At 52.0% G+C, this 20,249-nt stretch carries 18 protein-coding genes; 6 read left to right on the top strand and 12 right to left on the bottom strand.

What is annotated here, in order from left to right:
* Positions 1-24: 24 nt before the first annotated feature.
* The 4 genes from LY264_RS23900 to glnA all read right to left on the bottom strand — a co-directional run bounded on the left by LY264_RS23900 (position 25) and on the right by glnA (position 4,408).
* Positions 25-135: a YshB family small membrane protein gene (locus tag LY264_RS23900; protein ID WP_020996121.1), complete on the bottom strand. Its 111-nt coding sequence runs from the start codon at positions 133-135 to the stop codon at positions 25-27.
* Positions 136-246: 111 nt separating this feature from the next.
* Complete coding sequence (gene glnG / locus LY264_RS23895; RefSeq protein ID WP_003825317.1) at positions 247-1,656, bottom strand: nitrogen regulation protein NR(I); 1,410 nt, start codon at positions 1,654-1,656, stop codon at positions 247-249.
* A gap of 10 nt (positions 1,657-1,666) precedes the next feature.
* The gene (gene glnL, locus LY264_RS23890; RefSeq protein ID WP_008786986.1) at positions 1,667-2,716 is read right to left on the bottom strand and encodes a nitrogen regulation protein NR(II); all 1,050 of its coding nucleotides are present in this window, start codon (positions 2,714-2,716) and stop codon (positions 1,667-1,669) included.
* Between the two features lie 282 nt (positions 2,717-2,998).
* Positions 2,999-4,408, bottom strand: a complete 1,410-nt coding sequence (gene glnA, locus LY264_RS23885) for a glutamate--ammonia ligase (protein ID WP_008786987.1) — start codon at positions 4,406-4,408, stop codon at positions 2,999-3,001.
* A 379-nt stretch (positions 4,409-4,787) separates the two neighbouring features.
* Between glnA and typA the strand changes: the two genes are divergently transcribed.
* Positions 4,788-6,611, top strand: coding sequence for a ribosome-dependent GTPase TypA (typA, locus tag LY264_RS23880; protein ID WP_008786988.1), 1,824 nt, complete (start codon positions 4,788-4,790; stop codon positions 6,609-6,611).
* A 68-nt stretch (positions 6,612-6,679) separates the two neighbouring features.
* Here typA and ompL read toward each other — a convergent pair whose 3' ends face one another.
* From ompL to yihU, 8 genes are all read right to left on the bottom strand, one after another.
* On the bottom strand, positions 6,680-7,372 hold the full coding sequence (gene ompL / locus LY264_RS23875; protein WP_048227540.1) for a porin OmpL: 693 nt from the start codon (positions 7,370-7,372) through the stop codon (positions 6,680-6,682).
* A gap of 66 nt (positions 7,373-7,438) precedes the next feature.
* Positions 7,439-8,860: an MFS transporter gene (locus tag LY264_RS23870; protein ID WP_048227541.1), complete on the bottom strand. Its 1,422-nt coding sequence runs from the start codon at positions 8,858-8,860 to the stop codon at positions 7,439-7,441.
* Between the two features lie 46 nt (positions 8,861-8,906).
* Complete coding sequence (locus LY264_RS23865) at positions 8,907-10,289, bottom strand: MFS transporter (RefSeq protein ID WP_048227542.1); 1,383 nt, start codon at positions 10,287-10,289, stop codon at positions 8,907-8,909.
* 45 nt (positions 10,290-10,334) lie between these two features.
* A complete protein-coding gene (locus LY264_RS23860) occupies positions 10,335-12,371 on the bottom strand; it encodes an alpha-glucosidase (RefSeq protein ID WP_048227543.1) in 2,037 nt (678 codons plus the stop codon).
* 48 nt (positions 12,372-12,419) lie between these two features.
* Positions 12,420-13,262 (bottom strand): aldose-1-epimerase, encoded by an 843-nt coding sequence (locus LY264_RS23855; protein WP_048227544.1) that lies wholly within the window; start codon positions 13,260-13,262, stop codon positions 12,420-12,422.
* Between the two features lie 18 nt (positions 13,263-13,280).
* Positions 13,281-14,522 (bottom strand): sulfoquinovose isomerase, encoded by a 1,242-nt coding sequence (gene yihS, locus LY264_RS23850; protein WP_048227545.1) that lies wholly within the window; start codon positions 14,520-14,522, stop codon positions 13,281-13,283.
* A gap of 12 nt (positions 14,523-14,534) precedes the next feature.
* On the bottom strand, positions 14,535-15,410 hold the full coding sequence (yihT, locus tag LY264_RS23845; RefSeq protein ID WP_043018880.1) for a sulfofructosephosphate aldolase: 876 nt from the start codon (positions 15,408-15,410) through the stop codon (positions 14,535-14,537).
* Positions 15,411-15,420: 10 nt separating this feature from the next.
* The gene (yihU, locus tag LY264_RS23840; protein WP_048227546.1) at positions 15,421-16,317 is read right to left on the bottom strand and encodes a sulfolactaldehyde 3-reductase; all 897 of its coding nucleotides are present in this window, start codon (positions 16,315-16,317) and stop codon (positions 15,421-15,423) included.
* Positions 16,318-16,483: 166 nt separating this feature from the next.
* On the opposite strand from yihU, the gene LY264_RS23835 reads away from it, so the two are divergent.
* From LY264_RS23835 to dtd, 5 genes are all read left to right on the top strand, one after another.
* The gene (locus tag LY264_RS23835; RefSeq protein ID WP_048227547.1) at positions 16,484-17,380 is read left to right on the top strand and encodes a sugar kinase; all 897 of its coding nucleotides are present in this window, start codon (positions 16,484-16,486) and stop codon (positions 17,378-17,380) included.
* Between the two features lie 33 nt (positions 17,381-17,413).
* A complete protein-coding gene (locus LY264_RS23830) occupies positions 17,414-18,217 on the top strand; it encodes a DeoR/GlpR family DNA-binding transcription regulator (RefSeq protein ID WP_003847907.1) in 804 nt (267 codons plus the stop codon).
* Between the two features lie 105 nt (positions 18,218-18,322).
* Entirely contained in the window at positions 18,323-18,922 is a 600-nt protein-coding gene (gene yihX / locus LY264_RS23825) for a glucose-1-phosphatase (RefSeq protein WP_008786997.1), read from the top strand.
* On the top strand, positions 18,916-19,788 hold the full coding sequence (locus tag LY264_RS23820; protein ID WP_008786998.1) for a virulence factor BrkB family protein: 873 nt from the start codon (positions 18,916-18,918) through the stop codon (positions 19,786-19,788). The genes yihX and LY264_RS23820 overlap by 7 nt, the downstream gene beginning before the upstream one ends.
* Positions 19,785-20,222 carry a D-aminoacyl-tRNA deacylase gene (dtd, locus tag LY264_RS23815; RefSeq protein WP_048227548.1) on the top strand — a complete coding sequence of 146 codons (438 nt, stop codon included), beginning with the start codon at positions 19,785-19,787 and terminating at the stop codon, positions 20,220-20,222. Before LY264_RS23820 ends, dtd begins: the two co-directional genes overlap by 4 nt.
* Positions 20,223-20,249 lie beyond the last annotated feature (27 nt).

The following is a 20,249-nucleotide window of genomic DNA, read 5'->3' as shown; positions in this document are numbered from 1 at the left end:
GCGAAGCGCCATCCGGCGAACCCGCTAACTGAACAGCCCAACCAGCGCTGCGCACAATACTGCGGCGACCGCAGTTTGTGGCGTATGGCTTTCGACCGCACCGCTCGACAGCAGATTAATGATTGATTCCAGCATGATGACTTCCCCCGTTAGTCGGGCACGATCATACTTAACTCATCGGAACAGTAAAGCGCAAAATAGCAGCTATTTGCGCTCAATTATTAATCTTTACACAGTGACGATATGTCACTCCATTCCGAGTTCTTTTAGCTTACGCGTCAAGGTATTACGACCCCAACCGAGCAAGCGTGCCGCTTCCTGTTTATGCCCCTGGGTATGACGTAGCGCGGTAGTCAATAGCGTACGCTCCATCTCTGGTTGGGCCTCAGAAAGCAAGTTTTGATGACCGGAGCGTAATGCCCGATCCGCCCACTGTGCCAATAGCGTCGCCCAACTATCCGGCTGCATATGGGACGGTGCGTCTGGCACAGAGGTTTCAAACAGCTCGGTTGGTAAGTCCTGAATCAGTACTTCCTGCCCGGCGGCCATGACGGTTAACCAGCGGCAGGTGTTCTCAAGCTGACGTACGTTACCTGGCCAGGCCAGACGGGTGAGCGCAGCCTCGGTTTCCGGGTGTAATTGTTTGGCTTCCACCCCCAGTTCGCGGGCTGCCTCCTGCAGGAAATGACGCGCCAGGCGGGGGATATCTTCCCGACGTTCGCGCAGTGGCGGCAGATGTACCCGGATGACGTTCAAGCGATGGAATAAGTCCTCACGGAATTTGCCTTCCTGTACGCGCAGTTCAAGGTTTTGGTGCGTGGCGGCGATAATGCGCACATCCACTTTCACCGGTGCGTAACCACCCACGCGGTAAAACTGTCCATCGGCTAATACGCGCAATAAACGCGTTTGCACGTCCAGCGGCATATCGCCAATTTCATCGAGGAACAGCGTACCGCCATCTGCCTGTTCAAAGCGCCCCTGACGAATGGTATTCGCCCCGGTAAACGCGCCTTTCTCATGACCGAACAGTTCAGACTCGATCAAATCTTTCGGGATAGCCGCCATGTTCAGCGCAATAAACGGCGCTTTGACGCGTGGGCTGTGACGGTGCAACGCATGGGCGACCAGCTCTTTACCGGTTCCTGACTCCCCATTAATCAATACGCTGATTGAAGATCGGGACAGGCGACCAATAATGCGAAAGACGTCCTGCATTGCTGGCGCTTCGCCGATAATGTCGGTTGTGGGGCCATTGATCTGAACATTACGCGGCTGCTGCTGTTCCTGATAATGACTGATGGCGCGCTCGACCAACGCCACGGCTTCATCAATATCAAAAGGTTTGGGCAGATAATCAAACGCCCCTTGCTGATAGGCGCTGACGGCGGCATCCAGATCGGAGTGCGCGGTCATTATGATGACCGGAAGCATCGGATGCCGCTGTTTAATCTGTTTTAACAGCGTCAGGCCGTCCATACCCGGCATGCGGATATCCGACAACAGCACGTCCGGCGTTTTGCTGGCCAGCGCGTCCAGTACCTCTTTACCACTTTCAAATGTGGTACAGCTTAGCCCTGCCCCTGCGAGCGCACGTTCAAGCACCCAACGGATGGAACTATCGTCATCAACGACCCAGACTATTCCTCGTTGCATAAACGTCACCTTATTTCCTGATAGGCAGGTAAACCGAGAACTCGGTATGACCCGGCCAACTGGTAAATTCAATTTTGCCGGAATGTTGATCAATCAAATTACGGGCGATAGATAATCCAAGGCCGGTACCGCCTTCGCGACCGCTAACCATTGGGTAGAACAGCGTATCCTGCAAATGCGAGGGAATACCTGGACCGTTATCCTCTACATCAATTCGTGCCGCCAGACGGTAACGCATGCCGTGTAGCGTGAGCTGAAACGCGGTGCGGGTGCGCAGAATGATCTCGCCGCCTTCCGGTCCCAGCGCCTGCAAAGCATTGCGTACGATGTTCAGCAAAACCTGCTCGATCTGGTCCGGGTCGTGCAGTAATTCGGGCAGACTTGGGTCGTAATCCCGGATTAGCGTGACGTTTTCCGGCAGCTCCATCGAGACCAGCGCCACCACGCGTTCCGCCACTTTGTGAATACTTTCCGTGATGTGCATGCCGGGCTGTTGTGGCCCCAGCAGACGGTCGACCAGATTACGCAGGCGGTCCGCCTGTTCAATAATGACTTTGGTATATTCGGTCAGCGCCGGGTCCGGAAGCGCTTTACTGAGAAGTTGCGCCGCACCGCGTAATCCGCCCAGCGGGTTTTTAATTTCATGTGCCAGACCACGCACCAGATCGCGAGCGGCAATCTGCTGGGCGTGCTGGAGCTGTTCCTGACTCAGACGGCGCTGGTTATCCATAGGGGCCATCTCCAGCAAGATAAGGCCATCAGGCAGCCTCTGAGCGGTCACAGAGAGGATATGTGAGTGGCTGTCTATCACCAGCGTCACTTCGTTATCCGTAAAGCCCTGGCCTGCTTCCAGGCTCTCTCGCATCAGTCCGATGTTTAAGGAGAAATAACTCAACAGATCGGGAAGCGGTGTACCAAACAGTTTGCGGGAGCTTTGGGCGAGCAACTGCTGTGCCGCCGGGTTGGCGTAATGTACAGCCAGCTCATCGTCGACGAGTAAGATGCTGTTGATTAAAGAATTGAGGATCTGCCCAGCATCGGGCAGCGTGCCGGTTGCCATTCAGCAGTCTCCTGAAAAGTGTTGCACCAATTTAGTGCATTATAGCTTTTTACATCAAAAAAGCGCGAAAAAGCAGGTTGTTAGTGGAGAAAAAAGCCCATCCGGGGATGGGCTACAGATGACTGGCAAACATAGATGCCGGATGGCGGCTTTGCCTTATCCGGCCTACAAGGTAATGTTACCCTCCAGGCCTGATAAGTTTGCGCCATCAGGCGTCCTATCATTCACCATCGATCTCAAGCCTGCCTGAGCAGGCTAAAAGTTCCACGGCAACTCAAACGATTAAACGCTGTAGTACAGCTCAAACTCTACCGGGTGCGGAGTCATACGCACGCGGTCATCTTCTTCGCGACGCAGCGCAATGTACGCATCGATCGCTTCATTGGTGAACACGCCGCCTGCGGTCAGGAACTCGCGGTCCAGATCCAGTTCTTTCAGTGCTTCTTCCAGAGAACCAGCAACCTGTGGGATCTCTTTCGCTTCTTCCGGCGGCAGGTCGTACAGGTTTTTGTCCATTGCTTCGCCCGGGTGGATCTTGTTCTTAATACCGTCAAGACCAGCCATCAGCAGCGCTGCGAAGCACAGGTATGGGTTAGCAGCCGGGTCCGGGAAACGCACTTCGATACGACGCGCTTTCGGAGAAGCAACTACCGGGATACGGATAGACGCAGAACGGTTACGGGCAGAGTAAGCCAGCATTACCGGTGCTTCGTAACCCGGGACCAGACGTTTGTAGGAGTTGGTGGTCGGGTTAGCCAGGGCGTTGATCGCTTTAGCGTGCTTGATTACGCCACCGATGTAGTACAGCGCCTGCTCAGAGAGACCCGCATATTTGTCACCGGAGAACAGGTTTACGCCGTTCTTGGACAGGGACATGTGGCAGTGCATGCCGGAACCGTTATCGCCAAACATTGGTTTTGGCATAAAGGTTGCGGTTTTACCGAAACGGTGAGCGACGTTGTGAACGACATATTTGTAGATCTGAATTTCGTCCGCTTTTTTGGTCATGGTGTTAAAGCGGGTCGCGATTTCGTTCTGACCAGCAGTCGCCACTTCGTGGTGATGCGCTTCAACAACCAGGCCCATTTCTTCCATGATCAGACACATGGTAGAACGGATATCCTGAGAAGAATCTACCGGAGGAACCGGGAAGTAACCGCCTTTCACGCCTGGACGGTGACCTTTGTTACCACCTTCGTATTTGGTGGAGGAGTTCCATGCGCCTTCGATGTCATCGATAGCCACGTGGGAACCGGAAATAGTTGCGCCGAAACGGATGTCGTCAAACAGGAAGAATTCTGGCTCTGGTCCGAACAGAACGGTGTCTGCGATGCCGGTAGAACGCAGATACTCTTCAGCACGTTTAGCAATGGAGCGCGGGTCACGGTCGTAGCCCTGCAGCGTACCTGGTTCCAGGATATCGCAACGGATGATCAGGGTAGACTCTTCAAAGAACGGGTCGATGAGAGCAGTAGACGCATCTGGCATCAGAACCATGTCTGATTCGTTAATGCCTTTCCAGCCACCGATTGAGGAGCCGTCAAACATTTTGCCTTCTTCAAAGAATTCGGCATTTACCTGATGAGCAGGAATAGTGACGTGCTGTTCTTTACCTTTGGTATCAGTGAAGCGTAAATCAACAAACTTCACTTCGTGTTCGTTCAGCATCGTCAAAACGTGTTCAGCGGACATACTTACTCTCCCGGATTGGTCATTGTCGTCGTGGTAACGAAGTCTTCAATTCTGCAAAAATTGGCCGTGTCGCCATAAAAAATATAAAGCGAAATCTGTGCCAACTTTTAAATTGCCCCTAAAAGGCGTTATCATGCGCACCATCGTGCAAAGGGGCTGCACCATGAAGGTTGTATTGCACCATTATAGTGCTTTAATGTGAACATTAAGCACCATATTGGTGCAAAGCATGTCAGATTACCCCTTTTAACGCTCCGTGAATGTGATCACAAAGAAACTCTGCAATACTTGTTTGCGGAGGATGTTTGTGATCCTGTTTTGTACTGCGATTAATCCGTGTACAATAACGCGCTATTTCTAAAATGCCTGAGGCAAAGTTGTGATCGAAAATTTGCGTAACATCGCCATCATCGCGCACGTAGACCATGGTAAAACGACCCTGGTAGACAAGCTGCTCCAACAATCCGGTACGTTCGATGCGCGTGCTGAAACCCAAGAGCGCGTGATGGACTCCAACGATTTGGAGAAAGAGCGTGGGATTACCATCCTCGCTAAAAACACCGCTATCAAATGGAATGACTACCGTATCAACATCGTTGATACCCCGGGGCACGCCGACTTCGGTGGTGAAGTTGAACGTGTAATGTCCATGGTCGACTCTGTGCTGCTGGTGGTGGATGCAATGGACGGTCCGATGCCGCAGACGCGCTTCGTGACCAAAAAAGCCTTTGCCCATGGCCTGAAGCCAATTGTTGTTATCAACAAAGTTGACCGTCCTGGCGCGCGTCCTGACTGGGTTGTTGATCAGGTATTTGACCTGTTCGTTAACCTCGACGCTACCGACGAGCAGCTGGACTTCCCGATCGTTTACGCTTCTGCGCTGAACGGTATCGCGGGTCTGGATCACGAAGACATGGCTGAAGACATGACTCCGCTGTATCAGACTATCGTTGATCGTGTACCGGCTCCGAGCGTAGATCTTGATGGCCCGCTGCAGATGCAAATCTCTCAGCTGGACTACAACAACTACGTTGGCGTAATCGGTATCGGCCGCATCAAACGCGGTAAAGTTAAACCGAACCAGCAGATCACTATCATTGATAGCGAAGGCAAAACCCGTAACGGTAAAGTCGGTAAAGTTCTGACCCATCTGGGTCTGGAACGTATCGAGAGTGATATTGCCGAAGCAGGCGATATCATCGCGATCACCGGCCTGGGCGAACTGAACATCTCCGACACCATCTGCGATCCGCAGAATGTTGAAGCGCTGCCAGCTCTGTCCGTTGATGAACCGACCGTTACCATGTTCTTCTGCGTAAACACCTCTCCGTTCTGCGGTAAAGAAGGTAAATATGTTACCTCTCGTCAGATCCTTGACCGCCTGAACAAAGAGCTGGTGCACAACGTTGCGCTGCGCGTTGAAGAAACCGAAGATGCGGATGCGTTCCGTGTATCCGGTCGTGGTGAGCTGCACCTGTCTGTTCTGATCGAAAACATGCGTCGTGAAGGTTTCGAAATGGCGGTTTCCCGTCCGAAAGTAATCTTCCGCGAAATCGATGGCCGTAAACAAGAGCCGTTCGAAAACGTAACGCTGGACGTTGAAGAGCAGCATCAGGGTTCTGTGATGCAAGCTCTGGGTGAGCGTAAAGGCGACCTGAAAAACATGAATCCAGATGGCAAAGGCCGCGTACGTCTTGACTACGTGATCCCAAGCCGTGGTCTGATCGGCTTCCGTTCAGAATTCATGACCATGACTTCCGGTACCGGTCTGCTGTACTCCACCTTCAGCCACTACGACGATGTTCGTGCGGGTGATGTGGGTCAGCGTCAGAACGGCGTACTGATCTCCAACGGCCAGGGTAAAGCAGTTGCGTTCGCACTGTTCAGCCTGCAGGACCGCGGTAAGCTGTTCCTGGGTCACGGTGCTGAAGTTTACGAAGGCCAGATCATCGGTATTCACAGCCGCTCTAACGACCTGACTGTAAACTGCCTGACCGGTAAGAAACTGACTAACATGCGTGCGTCTGGTACTGACGAAGCAACGGTTCTGGTTCCGCCGGTTAAGATGACTCTGGAGCAGGCTCTGGAATTCATCGATGACGACGAACTGGTAGAAGTAACACCAACCTCTATCCGTATCCGTAAGCGTCACCTGACTGAAAACGATCGTCGCCGTGCAATGCGTGGCGCGAAAGAAGAGTAATTAACACTCTTTTTCAGGTAAGCACAAAAAAGCCGCTGATTATCAGCGGCTTTTTTATTTCGGAAAGATTAGAAGAAATACTTTGCCCCGACACGAATCTGGTTTTGTTCACGATGATAGGGCTCAACATTGCGATCTAACCAGCGTAATTCCAGATAGGGCAGCCAGTGTTCATTAATACGATACTTAAAGGTATTAGTAATTTCCCAGTGATGATCTTTTCCATTGCTGCTATTGAAGTCATTGACGCGCATAAAATAGTGCGGTTCAAAGGTGTAGGAGAATTTATCGGTAATGGTAAAGTTCCAGTAGTTACCTATTTCATAGGTGTCATTATTATCCAGATCACCATTTAAATCGGTTGAACTGTAGTTATTATGGTTATATCGATTCCGCACGGTAAGATTAAACCACGGAGTAAATTTATAGTTAACATCCAGATAAGCCGCACCACCGGAACCCGTACTCTTATCATTTATCAACCCACCTGGCTGGATAGTTAATTTATCTGTCGGTTTAAATAACGGATACCAGCCCTCTATTTCATTATAGCCGTGTTTTAACTCATCCTTGCGTTGCATGGTGTAGGTGTTGGTGAGCATGATACCCGCGCCCATATCGGAGTTATAGCCAACACGCATCATCACTTCTATCTGATCTGACGCCAGATTATATGCCTCGCGGTTCTCGACATAGGCACCCGCAAAAACAGAGGTAGAAGCAACCGAAGATAAGAGAATTATTGTTGTTAACTTTTTCATAATAAATCCATTTTTTAAGCGTAGGGAGGCCGCCATCCATTAAGATGGAATAGGCGGCTATTATTTTTATACGTTTACAGCAGAGGTATTATTTTTAGTGGTAACAGGATCCGATAGAGCATTGTTTTTCTTCCGTTGGCTGATTTCCTCAATAATAAAAGCAAAGCGAGTTTCGTTGAGCTTATAAAATAAACCCATCGTGAATGCAGCGATAATGGCCAATCCACAAGGCCAAAGGAAAATAAGCTGACGCAGGCCGAGCAAAGTTGCATCGCTTTGAGTTATGTTGGGGATATAACCGATTTGCGTCAGCATGATGCCCGGCAGGAAACCAGCGAGCGCAGCGGAAATTTTGCGCGAAAAGGTATAACCCGTATACACCGAACCTTCCGCGCGGATCCCTGTTTTCCATTCGCCATAATCGACCGTATCCGGAACCAGCGCCCAGTTCAGGCTGTTAACAAAAGCGGTTCCGAAGAAGGCCATACAGGAGAATGTCACGAACAAAAATGATGTGTTGCCCCAGAAAAAGTTCAGTACATCGCCGATAGCCCATAATGCCAGACCGCCGAGGTAAACCTGCTTTTTACCGAAGCGTTTCACCGCAGCGGGAACCAGCAGTACCCCAACCAGAATGCATCCCATGCTGAAGAACCCCATCCATGACAGCAGATGAATATCATTGAGCACGTACTGGGTGTAGTACACCTGGATTGCCAGCTTGATGTTGAATGCCGCCAGCGTGCATAAGTTGGCGACACACAGCACCAGCAGAGGAGGGTTACGGAAAATGGCACAGAACGATTTGAGAATGCTGGGCTTATGGTGATCCGGCACGATTTCAATGTAGCGTTCCTTCACTCCGCTGAAACACCACCACATGCTGAACAGCCCGCAGACTGAAAAGATCAGTGCGGCGATCAGATAACCCAGCGAGGATGAACTGACAAATAGCGCTTGAATCGGCATAAAGCCAACGGTGCACAGTAACAGACCAACGGTAGCGCCGCCCTGACGCCAGGCGGCGAGCTGAGCGCGTTCATTCGGGTTTTTAGTGATCGCAGGCACCATCGCGCCGTAGGAGCAGTTCATCAGGCTATAGAACAGACCGAACAGCATAAACAACACCGTTGCCAGTCCGGTTTTCACCGTTAGCGTAAAATCTGTCGCCAAAAACTGCGCGCTGGCAACAACTGCGACAGGAAATGACGCATACAAAATAAAAGGTCTGAATTTACCTTTTGCGCCAATATTACGCCTTGAGTCCAGCAATACACCGGTCAACATATCAGTGAAGGCGGTGAAGAACTTCGCCACCAGAAAGATAATCCCACCGTAATACGCCGGCATCCCTAGTTCATCGGTATAAAATTTAAGCAGATACAGTGTGCCGATACACAGCATCAAATTTGAGCCGAAGTCACCCACTCCGTAGGCGAATTTTTCACGCAGGCTCAGTTTTAGCGTTAGCGGATCATGAAAAGACATAATCGCTCCTCAATAGCGCCCCGTAGAGCGCTATTCATTATTATTATCAAACGGGTTGTTTACGCGCTTCTATCTCTTCAACGATGCGGACATACATCTTCTCGTTAAGGTTGTAGAAACAGCCCATAGCCACAATGGTGATCACCGCTAAAGCGCAGGGATAAATAAAGATCAACTGACGCAAACCTTCGACCGTACTTGCTGATTGCACCACGTTGGGAACGTAGCCGATTTGCGTCAGCATCCAGCCGGGGAAGAATCCTGCCAGCGCTTGTGAAACTTTACGAAAGAAGGTGAAACCGGTGTATACCGTGCCTTCAGAGCGTACGCCGGTTCGCCATTCGCCATATTCCACCGTATCGGAGACCAGCGCCCAGTTCAGGCTGTTAACGAATGCTGAGCCGAAGAACGCCAGGCAGGAGAAGGCGACAAAGCTGACGGAACCGCCACCAAAGAAGTAGTTAAGCAAATCCCCCGCAACCCAAATTAGCAAACCGCCAATGTAGACTTTTTTCTTGCCGAAACGTCTAACCATTCCTGGCATCAAGAAGACGCCGATGAAGATACAGCCCATGCTGAAAAAGCCCATCCAGGAAAGGAGGATTGGGTCATTCAGTACGTACTGGGTGTAATAGACCTGAATTGCCAGCTTAACGTTAAATGCGCCAAGCGTACAAAGGTTGGCAACGCACAGAATAAACAGAGGGCGGTTACCGGCGATGGCGCGGAAGGATTGCAATAATCCCGGTTTTTGCGCGGCATCCACGGGTTTCACTTCCACGTAGCGTTCTTTTACCCCGGCATAGCACAGCCACATAAACAGCAGGCCAAACAGCGAGAACAACGTGGCGGCGAAGATATAACCCAGCTGTGAATTGCCTTCGATCAAGTTCATTACCGGTACAAAGCCGACTGTACATAGCAACAAACCCAGGGTTGCGCCCCCTTGTCGCCAGGCTGCCAGTGAAGCGCGCTCGTCCGGATTTTTCGTAATCGCGGGAACCATTGCACCATAGGAGCAGTTCATCATGCTGAAGAACAGTCCGTACAGCATAAACAGCACCGTTGCCATCACCGTTTTACCGGTTACTTCAAACGGTGTACCGACAAAGTTGGCAATCGCCAGCAAGGTAACTGGAAATGCGGCGTAAAGAACGAACGGACGGAATTTCCCTTTCGGGCCGATTTTGCGGCGGGAATCGAGCATAATCCCGGTGCCCATATCGGTAAACGCGGTAAAAAATTTGGCGATAAGGAAAATGATGCCGCCATAAGTACCTGGTAAACCAAGGACATCGGTATAAAACTTGAGTAAATAGAGGGTACCAATGTCCAACAGGATATTGGAGCCTAAATCACCCATCCCATAGGCGAGTTTTTCTTTGAACGGCAAGCGTAGGGTTGCCGGATTAGAGGAATTCTGACTCATTATTATTCTCCATTTGCCCGCGAGTTGCCCCGCGGGCGAGCCGTGTTAGATGTTGCGTAAAGTGGCAAACAGTGACGCCCATTCACTCTTCGCGCGATAAAACACCGGAGGTTTGCCAATAGGCGTATCTACGGTAATTTCACCGCCAAGGTAAGTTTCCCCAGTCCAGACGTTTACCCAGCTATCCTCTGGCAGATACAGCGTCCAGTTTTGCTGGCCCTGTTCGTGAACCGGCGCGACCAGCAAATCTTGTCCCAGCAGATACTGATATTTCAGGGTATAGGTCCGAGCATCGTCTTCGTAATGCAGGAACAGCGGGCGCATCACCGGCAGACCGGTAGTGCTGTTTTGCGCGACAGCCTGTTTTAGATACGGTTTCAGGGTGGTAAAGACGGTGGTCATACGGGCAAAGTGGGCGATGGTTTCAGCATCACCATCAAACTGCCAGTTATCGCCAGGGCGGTTACCTTCGTGGGTGCGCATCATCGGCGTGAAGGCGCTGAAGTCACACCAGCGCAGTAGCAGTTCTTTGCTGCGTTTCATGTCAAACAGGGTGGTGTAGCCGCCGATATCGCTGTGGTGCAGACCGTGACCGGTCATCGCCAGCGACAGCGCCGCAGGAACGACGGAAGCCAGACCGTCGTCGAGGCTCCAGTCAACGTTCTGATCGCCTGCCCACATCATGGTGGAGTACTTCTGGCTGCCGGTGTAGCCCGCACGCATAAAGAACAGGATTTCGCCGAGTTTGCCGGTCTCCTGTAACGCTTCATAGTTGCATTTCGCCCACAGTGCGGGCCAGGCGTTATGCATAATTTCAGCGCTGACGCCGTTGTGCAGATACGTATCGGTTGGCAGATATTCGCCAAAGTCGGCCATCCAACCACCGCAGCCCAGCTCAATCATGTTCTTTTTGATGACTTCTTTGAACCAGTCGTAGGCTTCGGGGTTGGTCAGATCGACCACACCGCCGTAAAACTCGCCGAACTCAACCAGATAGTCAGCGCCTGAGGCATCTTTCGCCAGATAACCGCGTTCAGCCGCTTCGGCACAGAGATCTTTGTCGCTGGCGACGTACGGGTTGATATAGGAGAGGAACTGCACGCCTTCTTCTTTCCACTGCTTAATACGGTTATCCAACTGCGGATAGTTGTCGCTGTCCCACTTCCAGTTCCACATCACGCGCTTGCCAAAGGAGGTCATGCGGATCCCGGACCAATCCTGCGCCCAGATGCCGTTTACTTTCACGCCTGCGTTACGCATGGTATCCAGTTTGTTCTGGCAAATCTCAGTACCGCCCTGAATACCGAGCGTGACGCCATCGTAGATCCAGTCAGGCAGCTCCGGTTGGCGTCCTAACAGCGCAGTCAGTTTTTCCAGCAGAGAGATATAGGTTTCGGCGCACTCAATACGCAGAGTGGTTTTGTCTTCCCACAGAGCGAGTTCGTGATACTCCGGCGCGCTGAAATCGAAATTCATATAGCAACTGTTAGCAACGTGGCAGTAGTACTTCTGTGTGCTGACGAAGGTTGGCTGCGGAAAGAAGGTCCAGTAATAGTCACCGCCGGCATTTTCTTTGCAGTCGGCCTGCCAGGTGACATAGCTGTTTTTGTTGCGGCCCACGCCCTGTTCGCTGGTCCACAGCGGGAACGGTTTACCGCGTAAGTCGAAATAAGAGAACTGTTCGCCGCAGCCGTAAATATGATCGTCCGGGTTGGCCGCCAGACGCAGCCAGATACGGTTATGGCTGAGTTCCTCGTTATGGAGGTCGAGCTTCAAACGACCCTGATCATCGGTAGAGATGTGTAGCGTGGCGTTGATGGTATTACCGCGGCTGAAATGTACCAGCCAGCCATCAGGTGACTCGCTAACCGTGGCGTCGGTCAGAGCAATCTTCTCATTGAGTTTGTCTTTGATGCTGAAGTTGCCGCGAAACATGTCAATGTCGGCAACGCCAGTGCCGATCCACAGACAGGGGGTTTCTGTGCTGTGACGTAAAATCAGGCGCTGGTGGTATGTTAAAGCAAATCCATCAGGTAATGATGTGAGTTCTAAGGCGGTTGACCGTTGTTGTAGCGAATTCATTATCGTCTCCGTAAAAATAGGGTAATTCGGTAATTTGTCGGAAATCTGTTATTCACTGCCGATTAAAAAATGCATTTGATGTGTTTCTCCGGGCGCGAGATGAATCAGGCTAATTCCGGAGTTAAAGGCGTCTGGCGGGCAGGTCATCGGTTCAACCGCCAGGCCACGCCGTGCTAATTTTTCGCCGGTGTACACCTGTAGCCAGGGCTGGTGGCTGCGTAAAAAAGTGGACATGTTTTGCGATGGGCTGGTTATCCTGACTTCCCACTCAGCATCAGGTGGCATGGTCCTGAACGTATGATCGATAGTGGTCTGCGCAATGCGTCGCTGCGTTGTGAAATCCCGTTCATCGCATGTTTCTTCACTCGCTGGGAGTGTTAATTCACAGTCATCGATAGGATGCAGATTGCAGGTCAAGTAGGGATGTGCTCCCGCGCCATACGGGGCAATTTCGTCACCCACATTCTGTGTCCGAATAATGACGTGCAATCCGCTGTCTGCCTCCAGTCGGTAAATCACCTCTGAAACCAGCGCAAAGGGATAGCCATAAGAGGGCGGCAGAAAAATCGTCAACGACACTTCCGTGTTCGACAGTTGATTAATCTGCCAGTCCCGCCAGGCCAGCAATCCATGGATGGCGGTATGTGAAACATGGTCGTTAACGGCAAGTTGGAAGGTCTTGCCGTTATGTTGATAGCAGCCATCTGCAACGCGGTTTGGCCAGGGAACCAACACTTTTCCTAAATGTGCCAGCGGCATCTCTTCCGGCTCATGTGGAATCACAATGTGACGCCCACGGTGCGTCAATTCTGCTAGTCCAGCACCAACCGTGACGATTTTCGCCTGGAAGTTTCCGGCTTGAAGATGAATGGTTTTTCCACCGTTATGCATGGCTGCTCACCTTGTTACTTATTTAGCGTTGATATCCAGCAGACCGGCAGCTACTGCCGGTGCAAGGCCCGGAGCCAGCGGTAGACGCGGGATTACCAGGCAGTGCAGTAGGTGATAAATGTCCTGCTTACCGTCCCAGACTTTGGTAGTCACCTTGTTATCGGTGTCCAGTTCCTGCCACCATGAACCGGTCTCGTAGTCCATCAGATATGTGATGCAGTAATCCCACCACTTCTGGTACCAGGCTTCGTATTGGCTGTCGCCGGTGAGGGTATACAAGGCATAGGCGGTACCCATGGCTTCGACTATCGGCCAACGCACTCTTTCGCGAACGATGGGTTTACCATCCCAGTCCACCGAATAGACAAAACCATCTGCGCCGTCCGGTGCCCAGGCATCACGGATGGTGGCGTGGAACAAACCTTTGGCATCTTCCAGCAGCCATTTGGGAGGCGTTTCAAAACGGGCTTCCAGCGCGGCATGCAGATGAAGCATCAGGCGGCCCCATTCGATCCAGTGGCCCGGCGTGCCGCCGTAGGCGCGGAAACGGTGAGCTGGGTTATCCTTGTTGTAATCGCGGATTGGGTTCCACTGTGAATCGAAGTGTTCGTTAACGCGATACTCCCCGCTGCGGGCTACGTCGTGAATAATCACCGAAGCAATTCGCAGTGCGCGATCGAGCCATTTACGGTCATGGGTAACGTCATACACGATCAGGAAAGCCTCGACCGCGTGCATGTTGGCGTTACCGCCGCGGTAATCTTCCGTCTGGCTAAAAGCTTCGTCCCAGGATTCCAGGCACATCTGCTCCTCTTCGCTCCAGAAGTACTTTTCAATCACGTCGATAGCGTCATCCAACAATTGTCTGGCCTGCGGATGACCGGTGGTGACCGCACTTGCCGCACCGAGCAAAACAAAGAAATGCTGATAGCCCTGTTTGGAGGCGTCCATAACGCCTTCATCATTTACGCAGGCGTACCAACCGCCGTAGCGAGTGTCGCGTAGCGCACCGTTCAGTGCTTTAATGCCGTGATCGACTAGCTGATATGCGCCAGGACGGCCCATTGACGCGGCAACGGAGTAGACGTGCAGCATGCGGGCGGTGATCCACAGATGTGTCCCCATATCTGCTCTGACCTGACCAATGTTTCCCAGCCAGCCAAATCCGGTGGGTACCGCCGCATTCTTACCAAAGTTAAAGATGCGGTCGGTTTCTTGCTCCAGCCAACGGTTGTGGCTTAGGGTGTTGAACCATTTCATTCTTAGATCCTCTTAGCGCCGGGCCATCATTTCGTCGACGATATCGCCCAGGCGTTGCAATTTAGGCGCGGAAACATCGCGCAGCATCAGTTCGGTATCTGGCAGGCCAACAACCGATGACCAGACCGCACGTCCGGCCAGGAAGCCAGATGCGCCTGCGGTCATTGCTACGCTGACTGCGCGCGGGAACAGTTTTTCATCCACACCAGAGGAGAGAATGACCCACGGCATGTTGATGTTCTCATTCAGGCGTTGAGAGGCGCTAAGCAGTTCTTGTTGGGTACCTTTGCCGTACAGCGGCATTTCGACCTTGTAGAGATCGGCACCGCTATCACCCAGCTCTTTTGCGGCATCGATAATGGCCTGTTCGCGATCGAACTTATCGCCACGACGCGGTGGGCGAACAACCGGCTCGATGATGCTCAGCAAGCCATTGGAATGGCATAGCTCATTGAATTCTTTCACCATGTCCAGGCGCTGTTGGGCATCTTCATCGCTACGCCATAGCACCAGCAGTTTGAGAGCCTTAGCACCATCTTGCTTCACGGCCTGCGGGTTGATTTTTTTATCAATCACCACGCTATCGACCGGAATACCGTTACCCGGAATGAACTCATCAGCGGCCACAATCATGGCGCAGCTTTTGGCGACAGCGTTTTGCTCTACAACCTGGCGGTAGCAGAACTGCTGATCGACCAGAATGGCGGAGGCATAGGGGGACAGGATCTTCGCCGCATTGACTTTGAAATCGGTCAGCACGCTGTCATTGACCGGGGATTTTGCACCTGCTGCGGCAAACATTAAGCGCATGGCTTCGCGCTGATCGACTGCCAGCATGGCAAATCCGCCAGAAGCTCGGGTGATATCTTTCAGGGTGTACTTCGTCATTGTTCAGTCCTTACTTATCTGTATGTTTATTTAGCCCGGCGGATGCGCGAACCTGTTCAAGAATGGCCGTCCAGTCTTCACGGCCACGGCCAGCGGCACGCGCCTGGTTATAGACTTCGCGGGAGGCAGCACCGAGTGGCATCGGCACATGCAGTTGGTTGGCAACGTCCAGCGCGATGCCAAGATCCTTGTGAGCTAAATCGATCATGAAGGCCGGGGAAAGATCGCCTTTCAGCACTTTGTTCGGCCAGGAGGTAGTGAAGTGGCCTTTCCCGGCGGGGGTGCCGCTCATAACTTGCAAGGCCACATCAAAGGAGAGGCCAAGTGCCTCGCACAATACGGCTGCTTCGGCAGAAAGAGCGTTCAGTGCGATACTCATGTAGTTGTTGATGAGTTTCACGCGGATCCCCATGCCGGGACCCCCTGCATTGATCAATTCATTACCCATCGCCATCAGAACCGGTGCGGCGCGTTCTACCTGCTGTGCCGTTCCGCCTGCCAGCAGCAACAGCGTTCCCGCGATAGCGTGATCGGAGGTGCGTCCAACCGGGCAATCCATCATGTCGAAGCCTTTGGCACGCATATCGGCAATAAGCTTGTCGGTTTGCAGTGGATGAATGGTCGACATATCAATCACTAATGCCTGTGGGGAGAGGCTTTCGCAGATACCTTGCTCTCCGAACAGTACGCTGCGCACCAGATCGCCGTTTGGCAGCATGGTGATGACAAATTCCGCCCCTTTTGCGGCCTGAGCCGGATTGCTGGCAGGCTGTGCTCCTTTTTCTACCAGGCGCTGAACAGCATCCGGGTTAACGTCAAAGACGCTGAGTTGATGACCCTGCTTCAGCAAGTTGCTCGCCATGGGTGAACCCATCTGACCTAATCCGATAAATGCTATAACTGCCATAACGTTCTCCTGAGACGTGGATGTCATTTTTTGTCATTTAAGCTCGTTTGTTTTTGTCTGTTTTTGATCGTATTTGTAATTTATGGTCAAAAAATTGACAGCCGTCACTTTTTAAACATTTTGTGAAATTAAAATGGTCCCATCTTGAAACGCCTAAGGAATGACCATGATTCGTATTGCTTGTGTAGGTATTGCCGTGATGGATCGCATCTATTACGTGGAAGGATTACCGACTGAAGGAGGTAAGTATGTGGCGAAGCGTTATACGGAAGTGGGCGGCGGGCCTGCTGCAACGGCCGCAGTGGCTGCAGCGAGGCTGGGCGCGCAGGTGGACTTTATTGGCCGTGTGGGCGATGACGACACCGGAAATAGCCTGCTGGCGGAGCTGGAATCCCTGGGGGTAAACACCCGCTACACCCGGCGCTACGCGGGGGCAAAGTCTTCGCAATCGGCAATTATGGTTGATGCGCAAGGGGAACGGATTATCGTTAACTATCCCAGCCCGGATTTATTGCCGGATGCTGATTGGTTCAATGAGATTGATTTTTCCCAGTGGGATGTGGTGTTGGCGGATGTTCGCTGGCACGAAGGGGCCAGGCAGGCGTTCGCGCTGGCGCGTCAGGCGGGAGTGATGACGGTACTGGATGGCGACGTAACGCCACAAGATATCAGCGAGCTGGTGGCGCTAAGCGATCATGCTGCATTCTCTGAACCTGGACTGGCGCGTTTAACCGGGATAAACGATTCTGTCGCTGGACTGAAACAAGCACAAACGCTCACAAATGGACATGTTTACGTAACGCGGGGAAGTGAAGGCTGTGACTGGATAAAAAATAATACGTTGCAGCATCAATCTGGATTTAAAGTCGATGTTGTGGATACTACGGGAGCTGGAGATGTTTTCCACGGTGCGCTCGCATTCAGCCTGGCCGGCGGCGATGCTCCAGAAGAGGCCGTCAGGTTTGCCAGTGGGGTTGCTGCGTTAAAATGCACTCGCCCGGGAGGAAGGGTCGGAATCCCTGACTGTGATCAAACCCGATCTTTTCTGTCACTTTTTGTATAAAATGCCAGGGCAATGGTTTTTCGAGGAAATTTCATGAGTCTTACCGAACTGACCGGTAACCCGCGACACGATCAACTGCTTATGCTGATTAGCGAGCGCGGTTATATGAACATCGACGAGCTCGCCAGCCTGCTGGACGTGTCCACGCAAACCGTGCGTCGTGATATTCGTAAACTCAGCGAGCAGGGATTAATTACCCGTCATCATGGTGGCGCGGGTAGAGCTTCCAGCGTGGTGAATACGGCGTTTGAGCAGCGTGAAGTCTCCTGGACGGAAGAGAAAAAAGCCATCGCGGAAGCGGTGGCTGATTACATTCCTGATGGGTCAACGGTGTTTATTACCATTGGCACCACCGTTGAGCAGGTGGCGCGCGCACTGTTAAACCATAATCATTTGCGTATTATCACCAACAGCCTGCGTGTGGCGCACATTCTGTATAACAACCCACGTTTTGAAGTCATGGTGCCGGGGGGAACGTTACGTCCGCATAACAGTGGCATCATTGGCCCTTCTGCCTCGGCATTTGTCGCTGATTTTCGGGCCGACTACCTGGTTACCAGCGTTGGCGCGATTGAAAGTGATGGCGCGCTACTGGAGTTTGATGTCAATGAAGCCAGCGTAGTGAAAACGATGATGTCCCATTCAAGACACATTCTGCTGGCTGCGGATCATACGAAATATACGGCTTCTGCCGCGGTAGAAATTGGTAACGTGTCTCAGGTGACCGCGTTGTTTACCGATGAATACCCAGGTCCCGCATTGCATAATTTACTCCAGTCACAGCAGGTGGAAATTGTGCAAGTGAGTCCTTCACAGGACGATGCTCTGGCCGTGTAATTCTCTCCAGTGATGGCTCGATAAGTTCGTAGTCATCACTCTCACATAGTCAAACTTCTCCTTTCCCGCTACAGTTATTCATCCACGGCGAATAAGGAGAAGGGCATGCTCTATATCTTTGATTTGGGGAATGTGATTGTCGATATCGACTTCAATCGCGTGTTAGGTACTTGGAGCGATCTGAGCCGTGTACCGCTGGCTTCGTTAAAGCAAAGTTTCACCATGGGAGAGGCTTTTCACCAGCACGAGCGAGGTGAAATAACGGATGAAGCCTTTGCCGAGGCGCTATGTCATGACATGGCGCTACCGCTAAGCTATGAGCAGTTCTCCCACGGCTGGCAGGCCGTTTTTGTTGCCTTGCGTCCTGAAGTCATCGACATCATGCAAAAGCTGCGTGAGCAGGGGCATCGGGTGGTCGTCTTGTCGAATACTAACCGTCTGCACACGACGTTTTGGCCGGACGAATACCCCGAAATCCGTCAGGCTGCTGACCATATTTACCTTTCCCAGGATCTGGGCATGCGTAAACCGGAAGCGCGGATTTACCAGCATGTCCTGCAGTCTGAAGGTTTTTCTGCGCATGAGGCGGTATTTTTCGACGACAACGCCGATAATATTGAAGGGGCTAATCGGTTAGGGATTACCAGCATCCAGGTTGTCGATAAAACGACCATTCCGGACTATTTCGCGAAGTTGCTATGCTAAAAAATGTTCAGCAACAAGCCAGGCACCATACACGTCCTGTTCGGGCCTGGCTGAAGCTACTATGGCAGCGGATTGATGAGGACAACATGACGACGCTGGCAGGGAATCTTGCCTATGTCTCATTGCTCTCATTAGTGCCGCTTATTGCCGTAGTTTTTGCGCTTTTCGCCGCATTTCCGATGTTTTCTGACGTCAGCGTCCAGCTACGTCATTTCATTTTCGCAAACTTTATCCCGGCGACGGGAGATGTCATTCAGCGTTATATCGAACAGTTCGTTGCCAACTCGAATAAAATGACCGCCGTTGGGGCGTGTGGGCTGATTGTGACAGCGCTATTACTGATGTATTCCATTGATAACGCGCTGAATACTATCTGGCGCAGCAAGCGTACTCGGCCTAAAGTTTACTCTTTCGCCGTTTACTGGATGATTTTAACGCTGGGGCCACTGCTGGCGGGGGCCAGTCTGGCAATCAGCTCTTATCTGTTGTCATTGCGCTGGGCCAGCGATCTCAACACGGTGATTGATAACGTCCTGCGTATTTTCCCGCTGGTGCTTTCCTGGCTCTCGTTCTGGCTGCTTTACAGCATCGTACCGACTACGCGTGTACCTAACCGTGATGCGGTTATTGGTGCCTTTGTGGCCGCTGTGTTGTTCGAAACCGGAAAGAAAGGATTTGCGCTCTATATCACGATGTTCCCGTCTTATCAGCTCATTTACGGTGTCCTGGCGGTGATCCCCATTTTATTCGTCTGGGTATACTGGACCTGGTGTATCGTCTTGCTAGGCGCGGAAATAACTGTCACTCTCGGGGAATACCGCAAACTTAAACAAGCCGCAGAACAAGAAGAAGCAGAGCAACCATGATTGCATTAATTCAGCGCGTAACCCGTGCCAGCGTCACCGTGGAGGGCGAGGTGACGGGTGAAATTGGCCCAGGACTTTTGGTCCTGTTAGGTGTCGAAAGGGATGATGACGAACAGAAAGCGAACCGCCTGTGCGAGCGCGTACTCGGCTATCGAATCTTTAGCGATGCCGAAGGCAAAATGAACCTTAACGTGCAGCAGTCAGGGGGCAGCGTGCTGGTGGTTTCACAGTTCACGCTGGCGGCAGATACCGAACGCGGCATGCGCCCGGGGTTTTCAAAAGGGGCTGCGCCCGATCGTGCAGAGGCGCTGTATGATTACTTTGTTGAGCGTTGCCGCCAACAGGAAATGAATACGCAAACCGGTCGATTCGCTGCGGATATGCAGGTTTCACTGGTTAATGATGGCCCCGTGACGTTCTGGTTACAAGTATGAACCAGCTACCGGTGTGGCCGCGGACAA

Source organism: Citrobacter portucalensis, from assembly GCF_023374935.1.
In the GTDB taxonomy this organism is placed as follows: domain Bacteria; phylum Pseudomonadota; class Gammaproteobacteria; order Enterobacterales; family Enterobacteriaceae; genus Citrobacter; species Citrobacter portucalensis.
This window is presented reverse-complemented; position numbering and strand designations above follow the sequence as displayed.

What these genes read in the sequence shown, in the direction of transcription:
- yihS (WP_048227545.1), bottom strand. Translation starts at nt 14,522, where the DNA reads ATGAAATGGTTCAACACCCTAAGCCACAACCGTTGGCTGGAGCAAGAA.
- LY264_RS23830 (WP_003847907.1), top strand. Translation starts at nt 17,414, where the DNA reads ATGAGTCTTACCGAACTGACCGGTAACCCGCGACACGATCAACTGCTT.
- yihT (WP_043018880.1), bottom strand. Translation starts at nt 15,410, where the DNA reads ATGACGAAGTACACCCTGAAAGATATCACCCGAGCTTCTGGCGGATTT.
- glnL (WP_008786986.1), bottom strand. Translation starts at nt 2,716, where the DNA reads ATGGCAACCGGCACGCTGCCCGATGCTGGGCAGATCCTCAATTCTTTA.
- glnA (WP_008786987.1), bottom strand. Translation starts at nt 4,408, where the DNA reads ATGTCCGCTGAACACGTTTTGACGATGCTGAACGAACACGAAGTGAAG.
- LY264_RS23860 (WP_048227543.1), bottom strand. Translation starts at nt 12,371, where the DNA reads ATGAATTCGCTACAACAACGGTCAACCGCCTTAGAACTCACATCATTA.
- yihX (WP_008786997.1), top strand. Translation starts at nt 18,323, where the DNA reads ATGCTCTATATCTTTGATTTGGGGAATGTGATTGTCGATATCGACTTC.
- ompL (WP_048227540.1), bottom strand. Translation starts at nt 7,372, where the DNA reads ATGAAAAAGTTAACAACAATAATTCTCTTATCTTCGGTTGCTTCTACC.
- glnG (WP_003825317.1), bottom strand. Translation starts at nt 1,656, where the DNA reads ATGCAACGAGGAATAGTCTGGGTCGTTGATGACGATAGTTCCATCCGT.
- LY264_RS23900 (WP_020996121.1), bottom strand. Translation starts at nt 135, where the DNA reads ATGCTGGAATCAATCATTAATCTGCTGTCGAGCGGTGCGGTCGAAAGC.
- yihU (WP_048227546.1), bottom strand. Translation starts at nt 16,317, where the DNA reads ATGGCAGTTATAGCATTTATCGGATTAGGTCAGATGGGTTCACCCATG.
- LY264_RS23865 (WP_048227542.1), bottom strand. Translation starts at nt 10,289, where the DNA reads ATGAGTCAGAATTCCTCTAATCCGGCAACCCTACGCTTGCCGTTCAAA.
- LY264_RS23820 (WP_008786998.1), top strand. Translation starts at nt 18,916, where the DNA reads ATGCTAAAAAATGTTCAGCAACAAGCCAGGCACCATACACGTCCTGTT.
- LY264_RS23870 (WP_048227541.1), bottom strand. Translation starts at nt 8,860, where the DNA reads ATGTCTTTTCATGATCCGCTAACGCTAAAACTGAGCCTGCGTGAAAAA.
- dtd (WP_048227548.1), top strand. Translation starts at nt 19,785, where the DNA reads ATGATTGCATTAATTCAGCGCGTAACCCGTGCCAGCGTCACCGTGGAG.
- LY264_RS23855 (WP_048227544.1), bottom strand. Translation starts at nt 13,262, where the DNA reads ATGCATAACGGTGGAAAAACCATTCATCTTCAAGCCGGAAACTTCCAG.
- LY264_RS23835 (WP_048227547.1), top strand. Translation starts at nt 16,484, where the DNA reads ATGATTCGTATTGCTTGTGTAGGTATTGCCGTGATGGATCGCATCTAT.